Origin of the sequence: Rhodococcus sp. T2V (assembly GCF_029269925.1) — a bacterium.
Lineage (GTDB): Bacteria > Actinomycetota > Actinomycetes > Mycobacteriales > Mycobacteriaceae > Rhodococcus_F > Rhodococcus_F koreensis.
Map to the genome: position 1 here is coordinate 134,050 of NZ_JARJBD010000014.1, position 21,777 is coordinate 155,826.

General features: G+C 68.1%; 20 protein-coding genes and 1 pseudogene. 7 read left to right on the forward strand and 14 right to left on the reverse strand.

Annotated elements, in window-relative coordinates; translation table 11 throughout:
• The first annotated feature begins 90 nt into the window (after positions 1 to 90).
• Entirely contained in the window at positions 91 to 729 is a 639-nt protein-coding gene (gene kstR / locus P3H15_RS14875) for a cholesterol catabolism transcriptional regulator KstR (protein WP_005566090.1), read from the forward strand.
• 68 nt (positions 730 to 797) lie between these two features.
• The gene (otsB, locus tag P3H15_RS14880; RefSeq protein WP_276137939.1) at positions 798 to 3,338 is read left to right on the forward strand and encodes a trehalose-phosphatase; all 2,541 of its coding nucleotides are present in this window, start codon (positions 798 to 800) and stop codon (positions 3,336 to 3,338) included.
• Between the two features lie 13 nt (positions 3,339 to 3,351).
• On the opposite strand, the gene P3H15_RS14885 is transcribed toward otsB, so the two are convergent.
• Entirely contained in the window at positions 3,352 to 4,440 is a 1,089-nt protein-coding gene (locus P3H15_RS14885) for a substrate-binding domain-containing protein (RefSeq protein ID WP_276137940.1), read from the reverse strand.
• A 137-nt stretch (positions 4,441 to 4,577) separates the two neighbouring features.
• Here P3H15_RS14885 and P3H15_RS14890 point away from each other — a divergent pair, with 137 nt between their 5' ends.
• From P3H15_RS14890 to P3H15_RS14900, 3 genes are read left to right on the forward strand one after another with little or no spacing between them, the layout of a single operon-like run.
• Positions 4,578 to 5,534, forward strand: coding sequence for a metal ABC transporter solute-binding protein, Zn/Mn family (locus P3H15_RS14890; protein ID WP_276137941.1), 957 nt, complete (start codon positions 4,578 to 4,580; stop codon positions 5,532 to 5,534).
• 13 nt (positions 5,535 to 5,547) lie between these two features.
• The gene (locus tag P3H15_RS14895) at positions 5,548 to 6,426 is read left to right on the forward strand and encodes a metal ABC transporter ATP-binding protein (protein WP_276137942.1); all 879 of its coding nucleotides are present in this window, start codon (positions 5,548 to 5,550) and stop codon (positions 6,424 to 6,426) included.
• The gene (locus P3H15_RS14900; protein WP_072939481.1) at positions 6,423 to 7,316 is read left to right on the forward strand and encodes a metal ABC transporter permease; all 894 of its coding nucleotides are present in this window, start codon (positions 6,423 to 6,425) and stop codon (positions 7,314 to 7,316) included. The genes P3H15_RS14895 and P3H15_RS14900 overlap by 4 nt, the downstream gene beginning before the upstream one ends.
• A 164-nt stretch (positions 7,317 to 7,480) precedes the next feature.
• Here P3H15_RS14900 and P3H15_RS14905 read toward each other — a convergent pair whose 3' ends face one another.
• The 7 genes and pseudogenes from P3H15_RS14905 to P3H15_RS14935 all read right to left on the reverse strand — a co-directional run bounded on the left by P3H15_RS14905 (position 7,481) and on the right by P3H15_RS14935 (position 13,238).
• On the reverse strand, positions 7,481 to 8,623 hold the full coding sequence (locus P3H15_RS14905) for an RNA-guided endonuclease TnpB family protein (RefSeq protein WP_276137943.1): 1,143 nt from the start codon (positions 8,621 to 8,623) through the stop codon (positions 7,481 to 7,483).
• 342 nt (positions 8,624 to 8,965) lie between these two features.
• A pseudogene (locus P3H15_RS14910) lies at positions 8,966 to 9,383 on the reverse strand (IS110 family transposase); the annotation flags it as partial.
• 452 nt (positions 9,384 to 9,835) lie between these two features.
• Positions 9,836 to 10,024 carry a hypothetical protein gene (locus P3H15_RS55500; RefSeq protein WP_346348778.1) on the reverse strand — a complete coding sequence of 63 codons (189 nt, stop codon included), beginning with the start codon at positions 10,022 to 10,024 and terminating at the stop codon, positions 9,836 to 9,838.
• A gap of 295 nt (positions 10,025 to 10,319) precedes the next feature.
• Entirely contained in the window at positions 10,320 to 10,814 is a 495-nt protein-coding gene (locus P3H15_RS14920; protein ID WP_276137944.1) for a DUF3558 domain-containing protein, read from the reverse strand.
• 38 nt (positions 10,815 to 10,852) lie between these two features.
• On the reverse strand, positions 10,853 to 11,266 hold the full coding sequence (locus P3H15_RS14925; protein WP_276137945.1) for a hypothetical protein: 414 nt from the start codon (positions 11,264 to 11,266) through the stop codon (positions 10,853 to 10,855).
• A 53-nt stretch (positions 11,267 to 11,319) separates the two neighbouring features.
• Positions 11,320 to 12,081, reverse strand: a complete 762-nt coding sequence (locus P3H15_RS14930; RefSeq protein WP_346348779.1) for an ESX secretion-associated protein EspG — start codon at positions 12,079 to 12,081, stop codon at positions 11,320 to 11,322.
• Positions 12,078 to 13,238 (reverse strand): hypothetical protein, encoded by a 1,161-nt coding sequence (locus P3H15_RS14935; protein WP_276137946.1) that lies wholly within the window; start codon positions 13,236 to 13,238, stop codon positions 12,078 to 12,080. The genes P3H15_RS14930 and P3H15_RS14935 overlap by 4 nt, the downstream gene beginning before the upstream one ends.
• 129 nt (positions 13,239 to 13,367) lie before the next feature.
• Here P3H15_RS14935 and P3H15_RS14940 point away from each other — a divergent pair, with 129 nt between their 5' ends.
• Complete coding sequence (locus P3H15_RS14940; protein ID WP_276137947.1) at positions 13,368 to 14,126, forward strand: LamB/YcsF family protein; 759 nt, start codon at positions 13,368 to 13,370, stop codon at positions 14,124 to 14,126.
• On the forward strand, positions 14,126 to 14,746 hold the full coding sequence (locus P3H15_RS14945; RefSeq protein ID WP_276137961.1) for an allophanate hydrolase subunit 1: 621 nt from the start codon (positions 14,126 to 14,128) through the stop codon (positions 14,744 to 14,746). The genes P3H15_RS14940 and P3H15_RS14945 overlap by 1 nt, the downstream gene beginning before the upstream one ends.
• A gap of 46 nt (positions 14,747 to 14,792) precedes the next feature.
• On the opposite strand, the gene P3H15_RS14950 is transcribed toward P3H15_RS14945, so the two are convergent.
• The 6 genes from P3H15_RS14950 to P3H15_RS14975 all read right to left on the reverse strand — a co-directional run bounded on the left by P3H15_RS14950 (position 14,793) and on the right by P3H15_RS14975 (position 21,560).
• Positions 14,793 to 15,746, reverse strand: a complete 954-nt coding sequence (locus P3H15_RS14950; RefSeq protein WP_276137948.1) for a PDR/VanB family oxidoreductase — start codon at positions 15,744 to 15,746, stop codon at positions 14,793 to 14,795.
• The gene (locus P3H15_RS14955) at positions 15,727 to 16,752 is read right to left on the reverse strand and encodes an aromatic ring-hydroxylating dioxygenase subunit alpha (RefSeq protein ID WP_206014554.1); all 1,026 of its coding nucleotides are present in this window, start codon (positions 16,750 to 16,752) and stop codon (positions 15,727 to 15,729) included. Before P3H15_RS14955 ends, P3H15_RS14950 begins: the two co-directional genes overlap by 20 nt.
• 19 nt (positions 16,753 to 16,771) lie before the next feature.
• A complete protein-coding gene (locus P3H15_RS14960; protein ID WP_276137949.1) occupies positions 16,772 to 17,542 on the reverse strand; it encodes an SDR family NAD(P)-dependent oxidoreductase in 771 nt (256 codons plus the stop codon).
• Positions 17,539 to 19,044, reverse strand: a complete 1,506-nt coding sequence (locus tag P3H15_RS14965; protein WP_276137950.1) for a C45 family autoproteolytic acyltransferase/hydolase — start codon at positions 19,042 to 19,044, stop codon at positions 17,539 to 17,541. The genes P3H15_RS14960 and P3H15_RS14965 overlap by 4 nt, the downstream gene beginning before the upstream one ends.
• A complete protein-coding gene (locus tag P3H15_RS14970; RefSeq protein ID WP_276137951.1) occupies positions 19,041 to 19,880 on the reverse strand; it encodes a polysaccharide deacetylase in 840 nt (279 codons plus the stop codon). The genes P3H15_RS14965 and P3H15_RS14970 overlap by 4 nt, the downstream gene beginning before the upstream one ends.
• 192 nt (positions 19,881 to 20,072) lie before the next feature.
• Positions 20,073 to 21,560 carry an APC family permease gene (locus P3H15_RS14975; RefSeq protein WP_276137952.1) on the reverse strand — a complete coding sequence of 496 codons (1,488 nt, stop codon included), beginning with the start codon at positions 21,558 to 21,560 and terminating at the stop codon, positions 20,073 to 20,075.
• Positions 21,561 to 21,777 lie beyond the last annotated feature (217 nt).

The window sequence follows — 21,777 nt, forward strand, 5'->3', positions numbered from 1 at the left end:
GGTATCCGCCTCTCCTGAATGACACATTCGTCTAGAACGTGTTCTAATATGACACCTGGCCATGAGTCAAGGCGCGAAGGAAAACAGGTAATGACGACCAGCTCTCGATCACGGTCCACGACGGTCGCTGCGGCGACGCTGGGCGAGGACGATCTCAGTTCCAACGCGCAGAAGGAACGGCGCAAGCGGATCCTCGACGCGACCCTGGCCCTGGCGTCCAAGGGCGGATACGAAGCCGTGCAGATGCGGGCCGTCGCCGAACGCGCCGACGTCGCCGTGGGAACGCTGTACCGCTACTTCCCGTCCAAGGTGCACCTGCTGGTGTCGGCGCTCGCCCGCGAGTTCGAGCGGATCGACTCCCGCGGAAAGAACCCGCCGGGCCGGAACCCCCTCGAGCGGATGCAGCTGATCCTCAGCCAGATCACCCGGGCCATGCAGCGCGACCCGCTGCTGACCGAGGCCATGACGCGCGCGTTCATGTTCGCCGACGCGTCCGCCGCCGCCGAGGTCGATCAGGTGGGCAAGCTGATGGACCGGCTGTTCGCCCGCGCGATGACGGACACCGAACCCACCGAGGACCAACTGGCCGTCGCCCGCGTCATCTCCGACGTGTGGCTGTCGAACCTGGTGGCCTGGCTCACACGCCGCTCGTCCGCTACCGATGTCGCGAATCGGCTCGAACTCACCGTCGAACTGCTGCTCGGTGACGGGAGCCGCAGACCCGAGTAGGACGCGATCGGGGCACAGCCCCGGCCGAGAACGCGCTCACATCCGTCACATCCCCTAGATTTGAACGTGTGAGCGCCCATGATCTGCCCATCGAACTTCGTCGTGCCCTCTCCCGGGTCGCGCGGACCCCTCGCCTGCTCGTCGCGTCCGATTACGACGGCACGATGGCCCCCATCGTCTCGGACCCCGAAAAGGCGTTTCCCCACGCCGAATCGGTCCGCGCTCTCCGCGCCCTGGCCAGCCTCGCCGGAACCACGGCGGCCGTGATCTCGGGCCGGGCACTCAAAGACCTCGCCGCGCTGTCGCGGCTGCCTGCCGAGGTTCAACTCGTCGGCAGCCACGGCTCGGAATTCGACATCGGGTTCATCCATGCGATCGACGCCGACGCCAAGAAACTCCTCGGAGAGATCACCGAGGAACTCAGGCGGATCTCCGCCCTGCACGCCGGCACGTCGGTGGAGGCGAAGCCGGCGAGCGTCGCCCTGCACGTCCGCAACGCCGACGCCGAGGAAGGCGCCCGCGCACTGGCGGCGGTGCGCGCCGACGCCGGGCAGCGGGTGGGCGTGCAGGTCACCGAGGGCAAGTCCGTCATCGAACTGGCCGTCGTCGCCACCGACAAGGGCCATGCCCTCGACCTGATCCGCCACCAGGACGGCGCGACCGCGGCCGTGTTCGTCGGCGACGACGTCACCGACGAGAAGGCGTTCGCACGCCTCCAAGGCCCCGACCTCGGTGTGAAGGTCGGCCCCGGCGAGAGCCTCGCCGAATTCCGGGTGTCGAGCACCGAAGACGTCGCCGCGGCCCTCGCGTTCCTGCTCGAGGAGCGCCGCACCTGGCTGTCCGGGGCGCACGCGCCGCCGATCGAGCGCCTCACCATGCTCGCCAGCCCGCGGACCGTCGCCCTCGTCACCCCGGACGCGACCCTCACATGGTTGTGTCACCCCGAACCCGACTCGGCGTCCGTGTTCGCGCACCTGCTCGGCGGACCGGAGGCCGGCCATTTCAGCGTCGGCCCGCACCGCAGCGCCCTGCCGCTGAGCCAGCGGTACATCGACAGCACGATGACCGTGCAGACCCGGTGGGCCAGCCTCTCCGTCACCGACTACCTGCCGCACGACGTCCGTCTGGGCCGCACCGACCTCACCCGGGTGATCAGCGGGCAGGCCGCCGCCGTCGTGACGTTCGCACCGCGGCCCGAGTTCGGTCAGGGCCAGGTCATCCTCGAGGCGGTCAGCGAGGGACTGCGGGTGCACGGCACCAACGAGCCGATCGTGCTGCGCTCCCCCGGCGTGCAGTGGAACGTCACCTCCGACGGCAACCAGCAGACCGCGCATGCCGTCGTCGATCCGTCCGGTGGCGACGTCGTCCTGGAATTGCGTTGCGGCACCGAGGAACTCGGACCGTCCGAGACCCCGGAGGCGGAACGCCGCGCGCTGGCCGAATCGTACTGGTCGGACTGGGCGAAGAGCCTCACCCTGCCCACGCTCAAACCCGACCTGATGAAGCGCTCCGCGCTCACCCTCCGCGGCCTGGTCCACGTCGACTCCGGCGCGATCATGGCGGCCGCCACCACCTCGCTGCCCGAGGAGATCGGCGGCGTCCGCAACTGGGACTACCGGTACTGCTGGCTCCGCGACGCCGCGCTCACCGCGTCCGCGCTCGTCAGCCTCGGTTCGCTCAGCGAGGCCGAGGGCTACCTCGACTGGGTGCACGACGTCCTCGAGACGCTGCCCGGCCCCGAACGCCTGCACCCCCTGTACACGCTGCACGGCGGCGGCCTGCCGCCCGAGGCGGTCATCGACTCGCTGCCCGGCTACGCCGGCTCGCGGCCGGTCCGCATCGGCAACGCGGCCAACCAGCAGGTGCAACTCGACGTGTTCGGACCCATCGTCGAACTCATCCACGACCTGTCCCATGCCCGCGAGAAGCAGGGCGCGGAGGTGGCGCTCAACGACCGCGACTGGGAACTGGTCTGCGCCATGGTCGAGGCCGTCGAACGTCGCTGGTTCGAACCCGACCACGGCATCTGGGAGATCCGCGACAACCCCCGTCACCACGTGTATTCCAAGGTGATGGGGTGGGTCACCATCGACCGCGCGGTGGCGCTGGCCGAGCACTTCGGGCGCGACATCGAGCCCGGGTGGACGCCGTTGCGCGACAAGATCGCGGACGAGGTGCGCGAGAAGGGCTGGAAGGACGAGGTCCGCTCGTACACCGCCGCCTACGACGGCACCGACCTCGACGCCGCCACCCTCTACATCGGACTGTCCGGGCTGATCGACCCGTCGGACGAGAAGTTCGCGGCCACCGTCACCGCCACCGAGGCGGAACTGCGCAGCGGTTCCACCGTGTACCGGTACCACCACGACGACGGACTGCCCGGCACCGAGGGCGGGTTCCACCTCTGCGCGGCCTGGCTGGTGGAGGCGTACCTGCTGATCGGTCAGCGGTCGCAGGCGGAGGCGTTGTTCGCGCAACTGGTCGACGCCGCCGGACCGACCGGCCTGCTCAGCGAGGAGTACGACCCCGTCGCCGAGCGGTCGCTGGGCAACCACCCCCAGGCGTACAGCCACCTGGGCCTGCTCCGCTGCGCCCAGCTCCTGGCGTGAGCCGGCGGCCGGGTCAGCGTCTGGCGGGCCCGGCCGTCGAACCGCGCAGCAGTTCGGTCTCGAGCATCTCGACGGTCGCGACCCCGGAGTGCGACGGCGACATGAGCAGGGCACCCGCGCGGCGGCCCTTCTCCTCCTGGGGTTGCCGCACCGTGGTCAGGCCCTCGCGCAGTGCGTCGTCGATGCCGTCGAATCCGGTGACCGACAGCTGTCCGGGCACGTCGATGCCCTGCCAGCGCGCCCAGTCCAGCGCGCCGAGCGCGAGCACATCGGTGGTGCACACGAGCGCGGTGATGCGCGGATTGACGGCGAGCGCCTGCGCGGCACCGGCGTGCCCCGACTTCCCGGTGTGCTCGAACCGCTCGATGACGGTGAGGGTGGCGGGGTCCAGGCCGGCGTCGGACATGGCGTCGCGCACGCCCTCGATGCGTTCGCGCTGGACGTGGAAGTTCGGTGACCGCAGCCGCTCCGCGTCGGCGACCCCGTCCGCGCGGTCGCGCCCCAGCCTCATGCTCAGCACGCCGATGTCGCGGTGGCCGAGGCCGATGAGGTAGTCGGCGAGACCGCGCATCGCGCCGCGGTCGTCGATGCCCACGAGCGACGCTCCCGGGATCTCCCGCGGCTGATCGCACACGACCATCGGCAGGTGCCGCTCGTACACCGCCGCGAGGTACGGGTCGTCGTCGGCCACCGAGTACACGACGAACCCGTCGACGCCCGCCTGCTGCACGACCGCCGCGGCGTCCGCCTCCTCCCGGCCCGGGCCCGCCGGGATCAGGAGCAGGCCCTGCCCGGCGGCCTCGCACGACTCGGCCAGCCCGGACAGGAAGCTCATCGCGGCGGGGTCGCGGAAGGAGTAGCTGAGGGCCTCGGTGAGCAGCAGTCCCACGGCGCCGGCCTTACGGGTGCGCAGCGACCGGGCCACCGGGTCGGGGCCCGGGTAGCCGCGGCGCTTTGCCGCCTGCAGCACCCGGTCGCGGAGTTCCGCGGAGAGTTGATCCGGCCGGTTGTAGGCGTTGGACACCGTCGTTCGCGAAATATTGAGCTCGGCCGCGAGCGACGCCAGCGTGGCTTGGCGACGTGGCTGTCGAGACCTGGGCATAGGGGGACGTTAGTACCTGGCCCGGGTTCGGGCTCGTCGGGGCTGCACCGAAAGTGCGCTACCAGGACCGATCCGCTAAAGTGCAACGGTAACGGTTTCCAATAGCGTTTAGCGATTCGTTCTGTCAGGAGTTCTCTGTGCGCGCTTCCTCAGGTTTTCGTGCGGCCACGGCGGCCGTCGGGCTGTCGTTCGCCGCGGCCCTCACCCTCACCGCGTGCGGCTCCGACACGACCGGCGACGGCACCCTGACCGTCGTCGCGTCGACCAACGTCTGGGGCAGCGTCGCCCAGGCCGTCGCCGGCGACAAGGTGGACGTCACCTCGATCATCACCGAACCGTCGTCCGACCCGCACTCCTTCGAGGCGAGCCCCACCGACGCCGCCAAGCTCACCGACGCGTCGCTGATCGTCTATAACGGCGGCGGATACGACCACTTCGTCGACGACATCATCGGCACCGGCAACAGCGACCAGCTCACGGTCAACGCGTTCGACCTCCTCGAGGGCGGCGCGCACGAGGGCGAGGGCGAGCACTCGGACGGCGGTGACTCGCACGAGGGCCACGACCACGGCGACGTCAACGAACACGTCTGGTTCGACGTCGACACCGTCGATGCCACCGCGCAGTCCATCGCCGACAAGCTCGGCCAACTCGACCCCGACAACGCCGACGCCTACAAGGCCAACGCCGCCACCTTCCACGGTCAGCTCGAGCAGATCTCCGCGATCACCGACGGCATCGCGGCAGCGCACAAGGACGCACCCGTCGCGCAGACCGAACCGATCGCCTACTACCTGCTCCAGTCCGCGGGCCTGGAGGACGTCACCCCGCCCGATTTCACGAGCGCCATCGAGAATGGCAACGACCCCGCACCCGCCGCCATCGCCGCCACACGACAGCTGCTCACCGGCAAACAGGTGCAGGCCCTCGTCTACAACGTGCAGACACAGGACCGGGTCACCCAGGACGTGCGCGCCACGGCCGAGTCGGCGGGCATCCCCGTCGTCGAGGTGACCGAAACCCTGCCCGAAGGCCTGGACTACATTCAGTGGCAGACCAACACCGCCGAGTCGCTCGCCGCGGCTCTGCAATAGAACTGATCGGCTTGTGACAGAACCCACTTCGAAGAACGTCGGCAACGGTCGCGTCCCCGCACTGGAATTGACGGGGGCGCGGCTGTCCTTCGGCGAACGCACACTCTGGCAGGACCTCGACCTCACCGTGGAACCCGGCGAATTCGTCGCCGTCCTCGGGCCCAACGGGTCGGGCAAGACGTCGCTGCTCAAGGTGCTGCTCGGCCAGCTCGCCCTCAGCTCCGGCACCGCCCGCATCGCCGGAACCCCCGCGCGGAAGGGTAATTCGCACGTCGGGTACATCCCCCAGCAGAAGTCGCTCGACGACGGGTTGCCGCTCCGCGGCCGCGACCTCGTCGGGCTCGGCGTCGACGGCCACCAGTGGGGAACCGGTCTCCTCCGTCGCGGCCGGCGCCGGGCCATCGTCGACGCGGCGATCGCCGAGGTCGGCGCCCAGCACTACGCGGACGCGCCGATCGGCTCCATGTCCGGCGGTGAGCAGCAGCGGCTGCGGATCGCGCAGGCCCTCGTCGGCAACCCGCAGATCCTGCTGTGCGACGAGCCGCTGCTCAGCCTCGACCTCGCCAACCAGAACCTCGTGTCCGGACTCATCGACCGGCGGCGCCGCACCCACGACACCGCGGTCCTGTTCGTCACCCACGAGATCAACCCGATCCTCCCCCTCGTCGACCGGGTGCTCTACCTCGTCGACGGCCAGTTCCGGATCGGCAAACCCGAAGAGGTCATGACGTCGGAGGTGCTGTCAGAGCTGTACCGCACCGACGTCGAGGTGCTGCACGTGCGCGGCCGCCTCGTCGTGATCGGCACCGGCGACGCCATCGACGCCCTCGGCAGTGCGGGCGGCCTCCGCCCCGGCGAGGGTGTGCACCACACGGACGAGGGACACGCATGAGCAACAAGTTCACCGACGCCATGTCACGCATGTTCGACGTCTCCGCCACCGTCGACCTCCTGCAGTACGACTTCGTGCAGCAGGCGTTGATCGCGGGCGCCATCCTCGGACTCCTCGCGGGAGCCATCGGACCGCTCATCGTGAGCAGGCAGATGTCGTTCGCCGTGCACGGCACGAGCGAGCTGTCCCTGACCGGCGCATCCGCTGCCCTCCTCATCGGCGTCAGCGTCGGGGCGGGCGCCATCGCCGGTTCCGTGGTCGCGGCCGTCCTCTTCGGGCTGCTCGGCGCGAAGGCCCGCGACCGTGACTCCGTGATCGGCGTGATCATGGCGTTCGGGCTCGGCCTGTCCGTGCTGTTCATCTGGTCGTACCAAGGGCGCACCGGCACCAGTTTCTCGCTGCTGATCGGCCAGATCGTCGCACCCGGAGACAGCGGCCTGCAGTTGCTGCTGCTGTGCGCCGTCCTCGTCATCGGAGTCCTCGGCCTGATCTACCGTCCCCTCCTGTTCTCGAGCACCGACCCCGACGTCGCCGAAGCCCGCGGAGTCCCCGTGCGCGCCCTGTCGATCGTGTTCGCCGTCCTCGTCGGCATCACCGCCGCCCTCGGCGTCCAGATCGTCGGCGCACTCCTCGTCATGGCACTGCTCATCACCCCCGCCGCAGCCGCCGCCTACGTCACCGCCAGCCCCCTCAAGGCGACCATCCTGTCGATCGTGTTCGCCGAACTCGCCGCCGTCGGCGGCATCCTGCTGTCCCTCGCACCCGGCGTGCCCGTGTCCAGCTTCGTCACCACGATCTCGTTCGTCATCTACCTCGCCTGCCGGCTCAGCGGGTCCTCACGACGCAAGAACGCCGGACGCATCGCCCACACGCACGCACACACGCACTGAGCCGGATCGATGCAAGCCGCCTACAGGTGGTCGGGGAAATACGGCGCCAGCGTCGTCGCCACCTTCGTCGCCTGTTGACGTCCTCTCGGCCGTGAACGACCGAGATTCCCCTCGGGACTCACGTCCCGAGGTTCCTGTTTCACAGACAGTCGCCGCCCCGCACTTTATGTGCGGGGTGGTCTCACACCGTCTCCGCAGGCTGCCACCGCCAGTCCGACGGCCAAAATATTCCTTGCCGCGTTCACATCCCGATCATGGACGACGCCACATCGGCACGTCCACTCCCGCACGTCCAGCGGCATCGTCGAGGCGATCTCCCCACATACCGAGCAGGTCTTCGACGACGGACAGAACCGATCGACCGCCACCACCCGCCGCCCGTACCAGACGGCCTTGTACTCGAGCATCGACCGGAACTCCGACCAACCCGCATCCGAGATCGCCCGAGACAACGACCGATTCTTCACCATATTCCGCACACTCAGATCCTCGATGGCGATCACTTGATTTTCGCGCACCAAACGAGTGGAGAGTTTATGCAGATAATCGCGCCGCCGATCAGCGATCCGGCCATGAATCTTCGCGACCTTCACTCGGGCCTTGGCCCGGTTACGGGACCCTTTCTCCTTCTTGGCCAGCACCCGTTGCGCCTTCGCCAACCGCGCACGGTCCCTGCGCTCGTGTCGCGGGTTGGTGATCTTCTCCCCCGTCGAGAGCGTGTACAGGCTGGTGATCCCGGCGTCGAGCCCGACCACCCGATCGACCGGATCGAGTTCGGTGATGGTGTCCTCGACGAGGATCGAGATGTGATACTGACCGCGAGCATTGCGCGACACCGTCACCTGCGACGGCACGGCCCCCTCCGGCAGCGGCCGCGACCACCGAATATCCAAGGGTTCGGACTGCTTGGCCAACCGGAGCTGCCCGCCCCGGTAGGTGAAGCAGTTCGAGAAGTAGGTCGCCGAATCCTTCGACTGCCCCTTCTTCTTGAACTGCGGGTAGCAGGACTGCCCGCGCCAGAACCTCTCGAACGCGCCCTGCAATTGCCGCAGCGACTCCTGCAACGGCCCCTTCGACGGCTCCGCCAACCACGCGGTCTCGGCATCGCGCTTCCATCCGGTGAGCATCCTCGAGGTGTCCGCATAGGTGATCCGCCGCTGTTCCTGCGACCACGCCCGCGTCCGCTCCGCCAACGCCCGGTTGTAGACATACCGGGTGCACCCGAACGTCCGAGCAAGCTGTTCCGCCTGCACCGCAGTCGGATAGAAACGAAACTTGAACGCCCGCTTCACCACCCTCCCCGCCATGACCGAAGACACTAGCCACATAGTCCGACATCTAGCCTCGGAAGGAGTTGCCAACGGACACGTCAGACTCCTTGTAGGCGGTCAGTTCGCTCCGGTTGGGCGGACACGGTTTCTCCGGATCAGTGGACACGAGAATTCCGGGTCGGCGGCCACGAAACAGCTGATTGACACGCAGGCGTAAATACCGGGCGGGGTTCCTTCGCCGAGTTGGCTTGGTTTGCCGCGCAAACCAACCGACCGAAGGAGCCCCATGACCACGTGTGCCAGGGAAGTGATGGAGATCTGGGAAGCCTTCGACCCGACCCAGTGTGCGCATTCGGCGGCGCAACTGGCCGGGTCGGCGTCGGCGTCGGCGTAGAGGTTCGCGACTCGCTCGTCGATCTGCTTGATCTGACGGGTCAGGAACAGTGCCTGTTCGGCTTCGCGGGCGATGTCCTCAGCGAGCTCGGCGAAGTCCATATCGTCGGACCCGTCGCTGGTGCCCCATAGGGCGAGGGCCTCTCGGGCCGCGGTGATGAGCCCGGCGGCGTGATCGTCGCGCCGCGGGACCGGGCGATCAGGAACCTGGTCAGCCGCGCTCGGCCTAACCGGATTACGGCATGCGGATCGCCATAGCGGGCCAGGAATTCGAGCGCCGCGATGCTGTAGTTGGACCCGAGTACCGCATACCACGCTGGCCCGAGCAACTCGGCCAACGGATCGAGCCGGGCATAGACCACAACCCGGGCTTGACCATCGTGGAACGCTGCTTGACCAGTCGTCATGTTGTGCACCTCCGCCGACCAGGCCCACAGGGTCGATCCCCAGTTCGCGGCGAAGTACCAGCGGTTGATGGTCGGCGACCGGCATCACGAGTCTGCGATCTGTCATCTGGCCACCGATCTGGTCACCCGGATCGCGCCTGCATACGCACCGGCCGGCCGTACGCCTTGCGGGACGTCGACGGCACCCACATCACCGAGGCCGAGGCCGGGCCATCGTCAAGGCGCGCTACAAGATCGACCCGCGGCGGCGCGACAGCGTCCGATACAAGCGGATGGGTGAGCGCCGCAAGCAGGCGGTGGGCCAGGAGTCCCAAGAGTCGCGATGCGCTCCAACAGCCCGGCCCGCCAAGACCAAGCCTCCGAGCCGCCACGTGGCTTGACCTCCGATATGTACTCAAAACTAGATCGGCTATCCCAGACCTGAAGGACCGGGTTTGCGCCGAAAGACTCACGGATCACACGCCGCCTCGACAGTGGTGAAATCCTCCAGTTCGCTGTACCCGATCATGAACTCGAGAATCCCCGGCTCGATCGCAACCGACACCGTGCACGTACTACCCCCACGAAAATCCGACACCAACGCACGCCAACTATCGATCTCCATCTCACTCAGGACGGCGAAGCGATCGTCGCTCACTACGCTGTCGGGAGATTCACCGATTGCCGAAATTACGACGCCTGAGTAGGAATTCTGCGACTGCAATCCGCATCCGAAATTCTGGGGATTGTCGCAGTCGGCATGCGGTCCGATAGCCAGGCCTCCAGACGGACAGCAGCGAGGGCTTCCGAGGAAGACCCGTCGCACGGGTGGAACGCAATCTCCAAGAGTGTCGCCTAGTCCGCCCGACCCTCGACCGGCTCCGTACTGCCGCCCGCGAGCCCGACGCCCGTCACAATCACGAACAGCTATGAGAAGCGCCGGACACGAGGAATCACAGGTGGTCGGGAAAGTGCGGTGAAAGAGTAGTTGCAACCTCTAAGGCCCTACCGCACGCCGCATCGACAGTCCTGAAGTCCTCCAACTCGCTGTAACCGATCATGATCTCGAGAACCCCCGGATCGACGTCCACTGACACCGTGCACGCACTACCGCCATGGAAGTCCGAGACGAGCGTTCGCCGTCCGCCGATTTCGGTCTCACTCAGGACTTGAAATCGCCCGCTCTCTTCAATGTCCTGAACAGTCTCGGCACGCGCTGAGATAACAACACCGTAATAGAGGTCGCTGTCCAGATATCGGCACGAATTCGAGGTGGGGTTCGTATCGTTCTCACGCACCGGTGCTTGGGCGTCGATCCGAGCCTGTGCGGTGGCATCTGCCGGAATTCCATCGCATGGTTGGTAGGTGATGACCGGCGCGTCTTCGTGCGCAGCGGCGCCTTCGGCACCAGTCGTACAGGCCGCCGCTACGGTGCCGAGCGAGGCCATTGCGCAGACGCTCGCGACAACTCGGTACCGACTCTTTCTCACACCATTTCCTCCGTCGCGCCGAGGGCAGCCGCGGTCGCAGAATCCTGCTCCGCATATCGCCGCAAGACCGCTTCGAACATGGACTTCATGTCCAATGCATAAGTTTGATGAGCCCTGAACAGGCCCACAGCAGTGTTGGAGAAATCAATTCCCTCGCCACCAATAGCTTTCTCGTCGAACTTTCGAGCGATATCCGCTGCCGACGTAATGTCCGCCTCACCGATTCCCAAGGCGACCGCGCGTAGTTCTGTGCGGGCCCGGCTCGCGAGGTCACCCCACCCCTTCGCGTGGTCATCACAAAGCTTGATGCACTGCTCTAACCCGGCCGGATCGAGTTCGAGCCGGCCGCCCCCGACGACGTTCTCGGTGAAAGCCTTCCAACCGGCTTCCGGTGCTTCTGGCCCCGCCATGTCCGTGTCCCCTCCCTGTGTCCCCACCTGTGCAATCGCCTGCGCGTGGCAATCTACCAACCGCGGGCACCGCCCGAGCCTGCTCGAGGAGTTGTACCGACCCTGATCAGGGTGTCGAGCGAGGATACGAGCTGGTCGGGGCCTGCCGGATGCGCGGCGGCGGGATCGTGCTGGCCGATCACGTAGCGGCCGTCGCCGGCGATGTCGATCCACTGCATGACGCCGACGTCGCGGCCGGTGCCGTAGCGGGGGCCGCGGAAGACTCGGATCTGGCCGCGTCCCGCGTATCCCTTCTGCACGGCTGATTCGAGTCGCGGGACGGGAGCCGCCCGGTTGACTTCCTGCAGGATTCCCTGGGAGAAGTGGGCGTCTTCTTCGTCGCGTCGCTGGAACCGGCGCCTGCCGGCGGCGTTCTGCGGGATGAGGCCGATCAGTTGGGCGCCCAGTCGTCCGGCCTTCCCGGCGCCGATCACCACGTCGCCGCCGATCCGCTGTGCCCGGCCGGGGAGTTGTGACGCGATCACGACCCACTGCCGGTGCTGCGCACCGATGATGCGGATCGGTGTCTCGTCGGCGGCGGAGCCGGAGATCTCGACGTACACCTCGGGCTCGGCGAGCACGCCCAACGCCGACTTCACGTCGTCGTGCTCGGCTCCCCCGAAGGCTTCCCTTATCTGGTTCTGCTCTGCCACATAGGCGTTGAGCCCGGGGTGCGCGCTGACGATCCGGAACGGGTACGGGATGCGGTCCTGCCCGGTGACGGCCCACAGAGCGTCGAACAGTTCGGGACGCAGCCGCCAATTGCGCATGCTCACGCGCCGATCACCGGCGGCGAGACGAGGGGCAGCTTGCCGATCAGCTCGTTGCCGTTGTCGAGAGTGATCAGGTAGTCGGGCGTCTTGTGTTCCTTGTCCTCGCCGCCGCCCTTGGCAGCCCCCGGCGCCCCGCCCATCATTCCGCCGCCCATCGGGCCGGTGCCCCGCATCCCGGCGCCGCTGCGACCACCGGCCGCAGCGCCCGCGGCCCCGGGCGGCATGGAGCCCGACCGGGCTCCGGACCCCGCCCGACTTCCGGCGCCGACGCCGCTCGCGCTGCCGAGCCCGCCGACGCCGAGTCCGCCTGCTCCGGCACCCCCGCCCGCACCCGAGCCCCGTGAGCCAGCACCCGAGGACGAATCGACGCCCTGCGGCATCGCCGACCGGCCCTGCGCCTGATCACCCGTCACCGAGGCCGGGGCCGTCGCCGCCGGCGCGGTGGCCGACGACGGCGCGGTGTTCGCATCCTCCTGCGTGCCGTCCGCTGCGGGAGTACCGGGCGAAGCCGATGCGTCGCTGTCGGGTGCGGCGCCGGAAGCCGGCTGCCCGGCGCTCGGTCCCCCGAACCGATCGCTCGAGGTGGGGGCGCCGCTGGAGTAGTCGACGCCGGGCGCGGACGGACCCGAAGGAACATCGACCCGGCTCTCCGGCCTCGTGAAGGACGGGACGTTGCCGTCCGAAGTCGCGAGCCCCGGGTTGTAGATCGTGGCCATCTTCTCGCGCGCCTCGCCCTCGCGCCGGTAGTACTCGTCCTCGGTGTCCGTGTCCCAGGGGGTCAGCTTGTCCCACAGTCCGGTGCCGATGGTCTCCGGGACCTGCGACCGCAGCGACGCGACCGTCTCCGCCAGCGGGGTCAGCGCCGCCGCCACTCCGTGAAGTTGATCCTGTGCCTCCGGCGCGGACGTCGAGTACCGCTCGGTCTCGACGTAGGCCGCCGACGCGGCAGACCCCTGCCAGCTCTCGCTGATCGTCTTCTTGATCGCGTCGCTGAACTCGACGATCGCGTCGTGGGCCGTCGTCCCCAGTTCGGTCCAGGCTCGCGCGACGCCGCTCACGTGCTCGACGTCCATGCCGGCGACGGCACTCGCGATCCTCGCGTGGTCCCACTGGTCCGAGTGGAAGTTCTCGGGATCCTTGATGTATGCCGGGTCGGTCACGTTTCCCCCTCCGATGGCGCGGTCTGCCACACACGGTCAATTGTTCTGACGCAGCAGGACCCTCACCGGTTCCGCCCGCCCCCGCGAGAGAATCTACAAGACGGCATTCGGAACCCTAGTATCGAATATGTGCCGGCAATCGATCTGAACAGCGACCTCGGCGAGAGCTACGGCGCCTGGACCCTCGGCGACGACGTGGCGATGCTGAAGCTCGTGACCAGCGCCAACGTGGCCTGCGGTTTTCACGCGGGTGATCCCGCGACCCTGCTGGCCTGTTGTTCCGCGGCGTCCGAGTTGACGGTCCGGATCGGCGCGCAGGTGGGCTATCACGACCTCGCCGGGTTCGGGCGCCGGTTCATCGACGTCGCCCCGCGTGATCTGACGGCCGACGTCGTCTATCAGATCGGCGCACTCGACGGTCTCGCCCAGGTCTCCGGGTCCGCGGTGGCGTACGTGAAACCGCACGGCGCGCTGTACAACGCGATCGTGCATCACCGTGAACAGGCCCGCGCGGTGGTCGCGGCGGTGATCGCGTACGACGACACGCTTCCGGTTCTCGGTCTGCCCGGTTCGGTGTTCCTGGAGGAGGCCGAGAAGGCCGGGCTGCGGACGGTCACCGAGGCGTTCGCGGACCGCGCGTACACGCCCGAGGGAACGCTGGTGCCCCGCACGAGGGACGGCGCGGTCCTGCACGATCCGGCGGTCGTGGCGGAGCGGGTCCGTCGACTCGTCGTCGATCACACCCTCGAAGCGGTCGACGGCACCGTCCTCGCGGTCGCCGCCGAATCCGTCTGCGTACACGGCGATACGCCCGCCGCCGTCGAGATGGCCACCGCCATCCGGTCGTTGCTCGACGCCGAGGGCGTCACGGTGGAGCCGTTCGTGTGATGCGCATCCTGGACGTCGGAGAAAGCGCGATCCTCGCCGAGTTCGAGGATCAGGGCACCGTGCTCGCACACTTTCGCGCTCTGGACGACTCCCGGCCACCCGGGGTCCGGGAGGTGATACCGGCGGCGCGCACCATCCTGGTGCGGTTCGACCACGGCGCGACGAGCCGCGACCGCGTCGCCAAGTGGGTGCGGACGACGTTACCGGCGGCGACGGTTGCCGAGGACGCCCCGGAGGAGGTCCGGATCGCCGTGCGCTACGACGGACCCGACCTCGAGGACGTGGCTGAGCTGACCGGGCTCGGTGTCGACGGCGTCGTCGCGGCGCACACCGGAACGCCGTGGACGGTGGCGTTCTGCGGCTTCGCCCCCGGTTTCGGTTACCTCACCGGCGGTGCACCCGAACTGCACGTGCCGCGCCGCGCGACGCCCCGGACCTCCGTCCCCGCCGGGACCGTGGCGCTCGGAGGGGAGTTCACGGGAATCTACCCCCGCACCTCGCCCGGCGGATGGCAGCTCATCGGGACCACGGACGAATCGATCTGGGATGCCGGGCGCACTCCCCCTGCCCTGCTCCGTCCCGGCGTCGTCGTGCGCTTCGCACCCGTGAGTACTTGTTAACCGCCCGCGGTTAACAAGTACTCACGGGCGGCGGAGCCGCCCCCCGTCACAGGTCCAGGACCAGGCGATCACCCCGGGCCCGGGACACACAGATCATCATGCTGTTGCACTGCGCACGTTCGCTTTCGGTGAGGAGGTCGTCGCGGTGGTCGACGTCGCCGCCGAGGACCTTCACCTCGCAGGACCCGCAGATGCCCATCTCGCACGACGACGGATGGTCGATTCCGGCGCCGCGGACCGCTTCGAGCACCGTCTGGTCGGGGCGCACCGGGACCACCTTCTCGCTGCGGGCCAGTTCGACCTCGAACTCACCACTCGACCCGACCTCGGGGGCCGCCGCGGCGAACCGTTCGAGGTGGAGGTCGGCGGCGCGACCCGCCTGCGACATCCGTTCCACCAGCGCGTCCATGAGCGGTGTCGGCCCGCAGCAGTAGACCGCCGCCCCCGCCGAGGACGCCACGACGGACTCCAGGTCGAGGTGTCCACTGGTGTCCTGCGGCACCAGTCGCACCGCGGACGCGTCCAGCTCGCTCACGAACGCGAAGTGCTCGGCGGTGCGCGCTCCGTACACCAGTTTCCAGGTCCCGCCGCGCCGTTGCACTTCCCGGATCATCGGCAGCATCGGGGTGATGCCGATTCCGCCGGCGACGAATACGTACCTGCCCGCCTCGGTCAACGCGAAATTGGAGCGGGGACGACCGATCTCGACCACGCGACCCGGACGAAGCTCGCGATGGACCTCCACCGAGCCGCCCCTGCCTGCGGGCAGTTCGAGGACGGCGATGCGGTAGCGGCTCGGGTCGGCGGGGTCGCCGCACAGCGAGTACTGCCGGACTGTTCCCGACGGCAGGTGCACGTCGACGTGCGCGCCCGGTTCCCAGGCCGGCAGCTCGCCGCCGTCGGAACGGGCGAACTCGTACGACGTGATCGACTCGGCTTCCCAGCGGGCGGAGACGACGCGCAGCGGGAGGGTCTGCGGGTCAGACGAACTCGTTGACATGGCTGCCGTCCTTGACGCGGTTCATCAGCTCGGTGAACGAGCGCCGGTAGTTGAGGGTGAACAGGTCGGCGGGTACGGAGAATTCCTGGAACTCGGAATCCCACGGGATTTCACGGGGTTCGATGAATTCGACGATCGGGATGTCTTCGAGGTACACCATCTCTTCGACGCGCAGGCACTCCTCGAGGTCGGCGCCGCGGTAGCCGACCTCGTTGGCGACGCCCCAGAAGATCTTGACGTGCTCGTAGTCGATCGGCGACGGGAACCCGGCGACGACACGGCGGCCCAGCTTCTCGTAGTGGTACGTGATGGACGCGAGACCCGGTGCGGAGCAGCGGTACCGCATCATGCAGTCGCCGTCGTTGGCCCAGTCGCCGGAGCCGGCGTCGAGTGGCCGGTCCATCCAGACGTCGAGGCCGTCCCGGTTGACGTTCAGCGGTTCCACGACCTCCGGTGTCGGGCCCATCGACACCTTGTGGACGAAGGGGAAGTGCGCGACGTCGCGGAAGTTCTCGATCGTCACCCCGACTCCGACGGACGAGTCGATGGGGTCGGCGGCCAGCCATTCGAGGTCGAGGCCCTGCCACTCCTCGATCTCGTACATGTCGCGGATCGGGTCCTCGAGCACCGTCCAGACGTGACCGAACCGTTCGACGGCGGGGTAGGTGGCGATCGACGCGCGCGGCGGGATCTTGCCCTGATCGGCCAGGGACGGGATGCGGCTGCAGCTGCCGTCGGTGCTGGAGAACTCCCAGCCGTGGTAGGGGCAGCCGATGGAGCTCTGGTGCACTTCGCCCATCGACAGGTCGCCGCCGCGGTGCGGGCAGCGCCGCGACTGCACCGAGATCCGCCCCTCGCCGTCGCGGTAGATCACCAGGCTGACGCCGAGAAGCGTGGCCGTCTGGGGCTTGTCGAGGTCGCAGAGGCGGGCGACGGGGAACCAGGAGCGGCGCATCGACGCTTCGGCCAGTTCGCGTTTGGTGGGGGTGGGGATCGAGGTGGTCACGAGGGTCCTTTCGGGGAGATCAGGCGCCGACGACGAGCGCTCCACCGTTGACCGCGAGGGTCTGTCCGGTGATGAAGGCGGCTCCGTCGGAGGCGAGGAAGGCGACGGCCGCGGCGATTTCGTGGGCATCGCCGAGGCGGCCGAGGGGGACGGCGGCGAGTTCCTCGGCGTAGACGTCGTCGGGGACCATCCGGGTGTGGATCGCGCCCGGGGCGACGGCGTTGACGAGGATCTTCCGCGAGACGAGTTCGGAAGCAAGCGCTTTCATCAGCCCGAGTTGCGCCGTCTTGGACACCATGTAGCCGTAGGAGTGGCCGCCGGGGACCTGCCCCCACTGCGAGGAGATGAAGATGACGCGCGGTGCCTCGCTACGGGCAAGGAGCGGCGCGGCGGCGCGGGTGATGGCGTACGGCCCGAGGACGTTGACGTCGAGATACGGCCGCAGGTTCGCGACGGGTGTGTCGCTCAAACCCTTCCAGTCGTGCATGATGCCGGCGTTGTGGACCAGGATGTCGAGGCGACCGAAGGTGTCGTTCGCGACGGCGACGACGCGTTCGCCGGCGTCCGGTGCGGTGACGTCCAGTTCGAGGCATTCGACGCGGCGGCCGGTGCTGTCGCGGATCTCCTTGGCGACCGCCGACAGTTCCGCGGCGTCGAGGTCGGCGACGATCAGGTCGGCGCCGCGGGACGCGAGGGTCCGCGCGTGTGCGGCCCCCATACCGCGTGCGGCGCCGGTGACCAGCGCGACGCGGTCGTCCAGCCGCACACTCGGGATGGCGGAGACACTCATGCTCCCGCTCCCACGATGTGCGGCTCGGTGACGTACAGCATGTTGCCGTCGGGGTCGAAGAACGGACGGTACTGGTACCAGGTGCCGCTGGGGTGCTTCCACCGGATCCGCTCGTCGACCCATTCGACGCGTCCGTCCAGCGCGGCCTCGGCCTCGTCGAGGCTGTCGACCTCGAACGCGATCGAGTCGTAGCCGGGTGCGTTGTCGGGGTTGACCGCGGTGCGGCGCGGAGCATGTTCTCCCACTTCGGATTTGAAGATGTACAGCGTCACGTTGCCCATGTCGATCGCCGCCCACTCCTCGTCCTTCTCGTAGGGGAGGTGGAAGGGCAGCCCGAGGACGCCGTGGTAGAACTCCACCAGGGCGTCGACATCGCGCGTGAGGATGTCCATGTTGTCGATGCGCTTCAGTTTCAGCACGGTGTTCTCCTTGGTCGGTGCCGCGAAATCGGCAGGAATGGTGCAGGGCCCACCGGAATGGGCGGTCAGGGTTCCGTTCTCGACGTCGAGCGAGACGGTCGCGAGGGTTTCGAAACGCGACGAGGCCGGCAGGGACGGGTCGACGTGGCAGCACGTCGATCCGCCGCCGAGCAGGTGCGACGTCATCGCCTCGACAACCACGGGTGCGTCGACGTCCGGCCTGCCCGACAGTCGACGGCGGAGCAGGTCGAACCGGATCACGGTGTCCGGTCCGTCCCGGAGTTCCCTGTCGTGCAGGTTCGCCGGGCTGCTGAGGAAATGGTTCGTGTGGACGAGGAGGCCGTCGTGGTCCGGCAGGGCGTACCCGACCCCGCCGGGGTTGAGTTCGACGCTCACGGCAGCGGACTCACCACCGGTGCTCGCGACGAGCGTCAGCGACGTCGACGCGGACACCTCCGCCTGGGCGAGCCGGACGAGCGCGTGGTTGAGGTCGCGCGACTCGTCGAGCACGGCGCGGGCGAGCACGTGTACCGGGACACCGACCCCGTTTCCGTCCCCCGTGTGGTGGAGGATGTTGAAGTGCACGCCCAGGCCGCGGTCGTTGACGCCGATCTTGCCGACGATGCCGTATTCGGTGACAGTGGTGGTCAGGTGACCGTTCTCGTGCGGGATCTCCCAGACGAACCACAGGTCGGCGAGTTCGGCGAACCAGTCCCATGCCTGCACGGAAACCGGCGGCGCCCCGTCCCGGAGCCGGACGACCGTCGAGCACTCACTCGACGTGGTCGAGCCCACCGCCGCAAGCACTTCGGTACGCGCATTGATCGCCGCGACCGCGGTCACCGGCAGACCGGCGCCGTCCGCGATGCCGGCGATCTCGTCGGCGAGTGCGGGTGCGGCCGCCGTGATCTGCTCGAGGGCGAGGGTCCCCCAGTGGTCCAGGTCGACGGCCGAGCCGGCGGCACGGTCGAACAGCTGCTGGTACGCGGCCACCGACGCACCGACCTGTTCCGCGTGGGCACTGCCGAATTCGTATCCGCGGTCCCACGGCCGGGTCTGCGTGGAGCGGAACCGGCGGGTCACGACGCCACCTGCAGCAGTCGCGGCGCCACGAGTTCGGCGACCTCGTCGAGGCGGGCGAACCACACGTCGCCGGATTCGGCCATGTGTGCCACCACCTGCTCGAACTGGGCGAGCCGGTAGGGGCGTCCGATGACCTCGGGGTGCATCGTGAAGCTGGTGTGCCGACGTTCGGCGCGGGCGGACTCGAATTCGGCTGTCCAGCAACGACGCAGCTCTTCGGGGTCGGCGACGTTGCCGCCTCCGTCGATGTTCCAGCCGAAGCGCGGCCAGTCGTCGAGCGACCAGTGCACGGGCAGTTCGAGGATCTCGAGGCCGTCCCAGGCCTCGACGTACGGTCGGTCGTCGCCCATGCAGCTGGAGTCGTAGAGGAATCCACGGTCGACGAGCAGTCCGAATGTCTCGGGGGTGAGTTCCCAGGACGTGGAGCGGTATCCCCGCGGCCGCGGGACGCCGAGCCGCTCGAGGGCTTCGAGGCCCCTGTCGATCTCGTCGATCTGCTGCTGCTCGCTCACCTTGTCGCTGCGCAGGTGCAGGTGCCCGTGGTGGCCGATCTCGTGCCCCGCGTCGAGCAGGCTCTCCACCATCGCGGGGTGATGCTCCGCGGTGTGTCCGGGGACGAAGAATGTGGCCGAGATGTCGTATCGGGCGAGCAGGTCGAGGATGCGCGGCACTCCGCGCGTGACGCCGTAGCGGCCCTCGGACAGGATGGTCAGGCGGCGTGCGTACTCGTCGCCCTCCCCGAGCCAGCCGGCCTCCGCGTCGACGTCGAAGGTCAACGACACCGCGGCGGCCTCGCCGCCCGGCCAGCCTGCGGTGGGAAAGTCCTGAATCGTCAAGACACGCTCCTCTGATTGCGCCGCTTCGGCGGCGGGTACGACTCGATGCTGCGCATTTCGGCAGCCAATGCGGATTGATTCAACGCTTTGCGTGTTGCAGACCACATTAACAGCGCGCAAACCGGCACACAACCCCGCAATGACTGAATCTTTGCGTCAAATCCCGTCGGCCCTGCTGCGCATTGCGCAGCGTCAGTCGCCGCTCTGCGGTTCACCGTCCCGCAGCGCCGCGTAGACCGCAGGGCGGGACCGTCGCATCCGTAGGGCGACGACCACACCGACGCCGTACGCGGCGAGCACCAGGCCTCCGATGATCAACGCGCCCAGCCGATCTCCGATGAGGAGTTCGAAGTTGGTCACGACGAGAGCGACCACCGCGAGCAGACCGAGGATCGCGAGCGACGGTGCCACGACCGTGTGCCACCGGCGCTTGTCGAGATCGTGCCTGCGGAAGAACACGATGACCGCCAGGTTGGTGAGCGCCATGAGCAGGACGATCCCGAGCGTCGCCGCACCGGACAGCCACGTGTAGGCCTGGGTGATCGGATCGATGCCGCTGACCGCGACCACCGCGATCAGCACTCCCGAGATCGCGGTCAGGACGATCGACGAGCGCGACGGCGCCCCGTACTTCGTGCTGACCCGGCCGAGCGCCGACGGCAGCACTCCCATCGAGCCGAGCGTGAACTGGTATCGCGTGATGACGTTGTGGAACGACAGGACGCACGCGAAGACGCTGGTCACCACGAGAAGTTGCATGATGTCGTGCACGACCGTCCCCGCGTACCGGGTGGCGAGGTCGAACACCATGTTCACGGGATCATCCGATGCCGTATCCACCGCATGGGACACACCCGCTCCGACGACCACCGCCCACGCGGACAACGCGTAGAACGCACCGATCGACACGACCGCGACGTATGTTGCGCGCGGAACGGTGCGGTCGGGGTCGCGCGCCTCGTTCCGGAACACGGCCGTGGCCTCGAACCCGAAGAAGGCGAAGAACGCGAACATCAGTCCCAGTCCGGGCGAGCCGTCGAACACCATGGTCGGCAGCACGGGCGCGGCCGTCAGTCCTGCTGCGCCGCCCTTGACCAGGATGGCGAGATCGAGCACGACGACGATGAGTGCCTCCGCGACCAGGAGCACCCCGAGAACCTTGGAACTCAGCTCGATGTCGCGGTACCCGAGCACGGAGACGATCGCGAAGGCTGCGAACGAGAACACCCACCAGGGGACGTCGACCTGCAGGTACTGCGCGGCGGCGTTGCTCGCCGCCACCCCCTGATAGGAGTAGACGGCGATGAGAAGCATCGAATACGACACGAGCGCCAGCAACGCGGCACCGAGCCCGTTGATACGTCCGAGCCCGGCCTGCACGTACGAGTAGAACGCCCCCGCGTTGCGGACGTGCCTGCTCATCAGCGTGTACCCGACCGCGAACAGGGTGAGGATGACGGCGGCGATCAGGAAGAACAGCGGTGCACCGATGCTGCCGCCGAACGCGATGACGATGGGCACCTGGGCGGCGACGACGGCGAGCGGTGCGGCGGCGGCCATCACCATGAAGACGATGGCGCCGACGCCCAATCCGCGGTTCAGGGGATGCGTGCTCTCACCGCGATCGGGGCCGTCCGGGCGTGCTCCGCCGTTCGCGGACAGCGAGGAGTGGGAAGTCATGATTCTGCCGTTCTCGTGAGAAGGGGCGATGCGCGCGTGCGGCACACCGGAAACACGAAGGCGGCACCTCGACGCCGTTGTCGAGGTGCCGCCTTCATGTGGGGCCTGTTGCGTTACAGCAGGGTCCAGGCTTCGGTGAGGACGCCGCGCAGGATGTTTTCCATTTCGTCGAATTCGGTTTGCCCGCAGATCAGCGGGGGTGCGAGTTGGATGACCG

What these genes read in the sequence shown, in the direction of transcription:
- kstR (WP_005566090.1), top strand. Translation starts at nt 91, where the DNA reads ATGACGACCAGCTCTCGATCACGGTCCACGACGGTCGCTGCGGCGACG.
- P3H15_RS14885 (WP_276137940.1), bottom strand. Translation starts at nt 4,440, where the DNA reads ATGCCCAGGTCTCGACAGCCACGTCGCCAAGCCACGCTGGCGTCGCTC.
- P3H15_RS14945 (WP_276137961.1), top strand. Translation starts at nt 14,126, where the DNA reads ATGCGCATCCTGGACGTCGGAGAAAGCGCGATCCTCGCCGAGTTCGAG.
- P3H15_RS14975 (WP_276137952.1), bottom strand. Translation starts at nt 21,560, where the DNA reads ATGACTTCCCACTCCTCGCTGTCCGCGAACGGCGGAGCACGCCCGGAC.
- P3H15_RS14960 (WP_276137949.1), bottom strand. Translation starts at nt 17,542, where the DNA reads ATGAGTGTCTCCGCCATCCCGAGTGTGCGGCTGGACGACCGCGTCGCG.
- P3H15_RS14900 (WP_072939481.1), top strand. Translation starts at nt 6,423, where the DNA reads ATGAGCAACAAGTTCACCGACGCCATGTCACGCATGTTCGACGTCTCC.
- P3H15_RS14950 (WP_276137948.1), bottom strand. Translation starts at nt 15,746, where the DNA reads ATGTCAACGAGTTCGTCTGACCCGCAGACCCTCCCGCTGCGCGTCGTC.
- P3H15_RS14925 (WP_276137945.1), bottom strand. Translation starts at nt 11,266, where the DNA reads ATGGCGGGGCCAGAAGCACCGGAAGCCGGTTGGAAGGCTTTCACCGAG.
- P3H15_RS14920 (WP_276137944.1), bottom strand. Translation starts at nt 10,814, where the DNA reads ATGGCCTCGCTCGGCACCGTAGCGGCGGCCTGTACGACTGGTGCCGAA.
- P3H15_RS14905 (WP_276137943.1), bottom strand. Translation starts at nt 8,623, where the DNA reads ATGGCGGGGAGGGTGGTGAAGCGGGCGTTCAAGTTTCGTTTCTATCCG.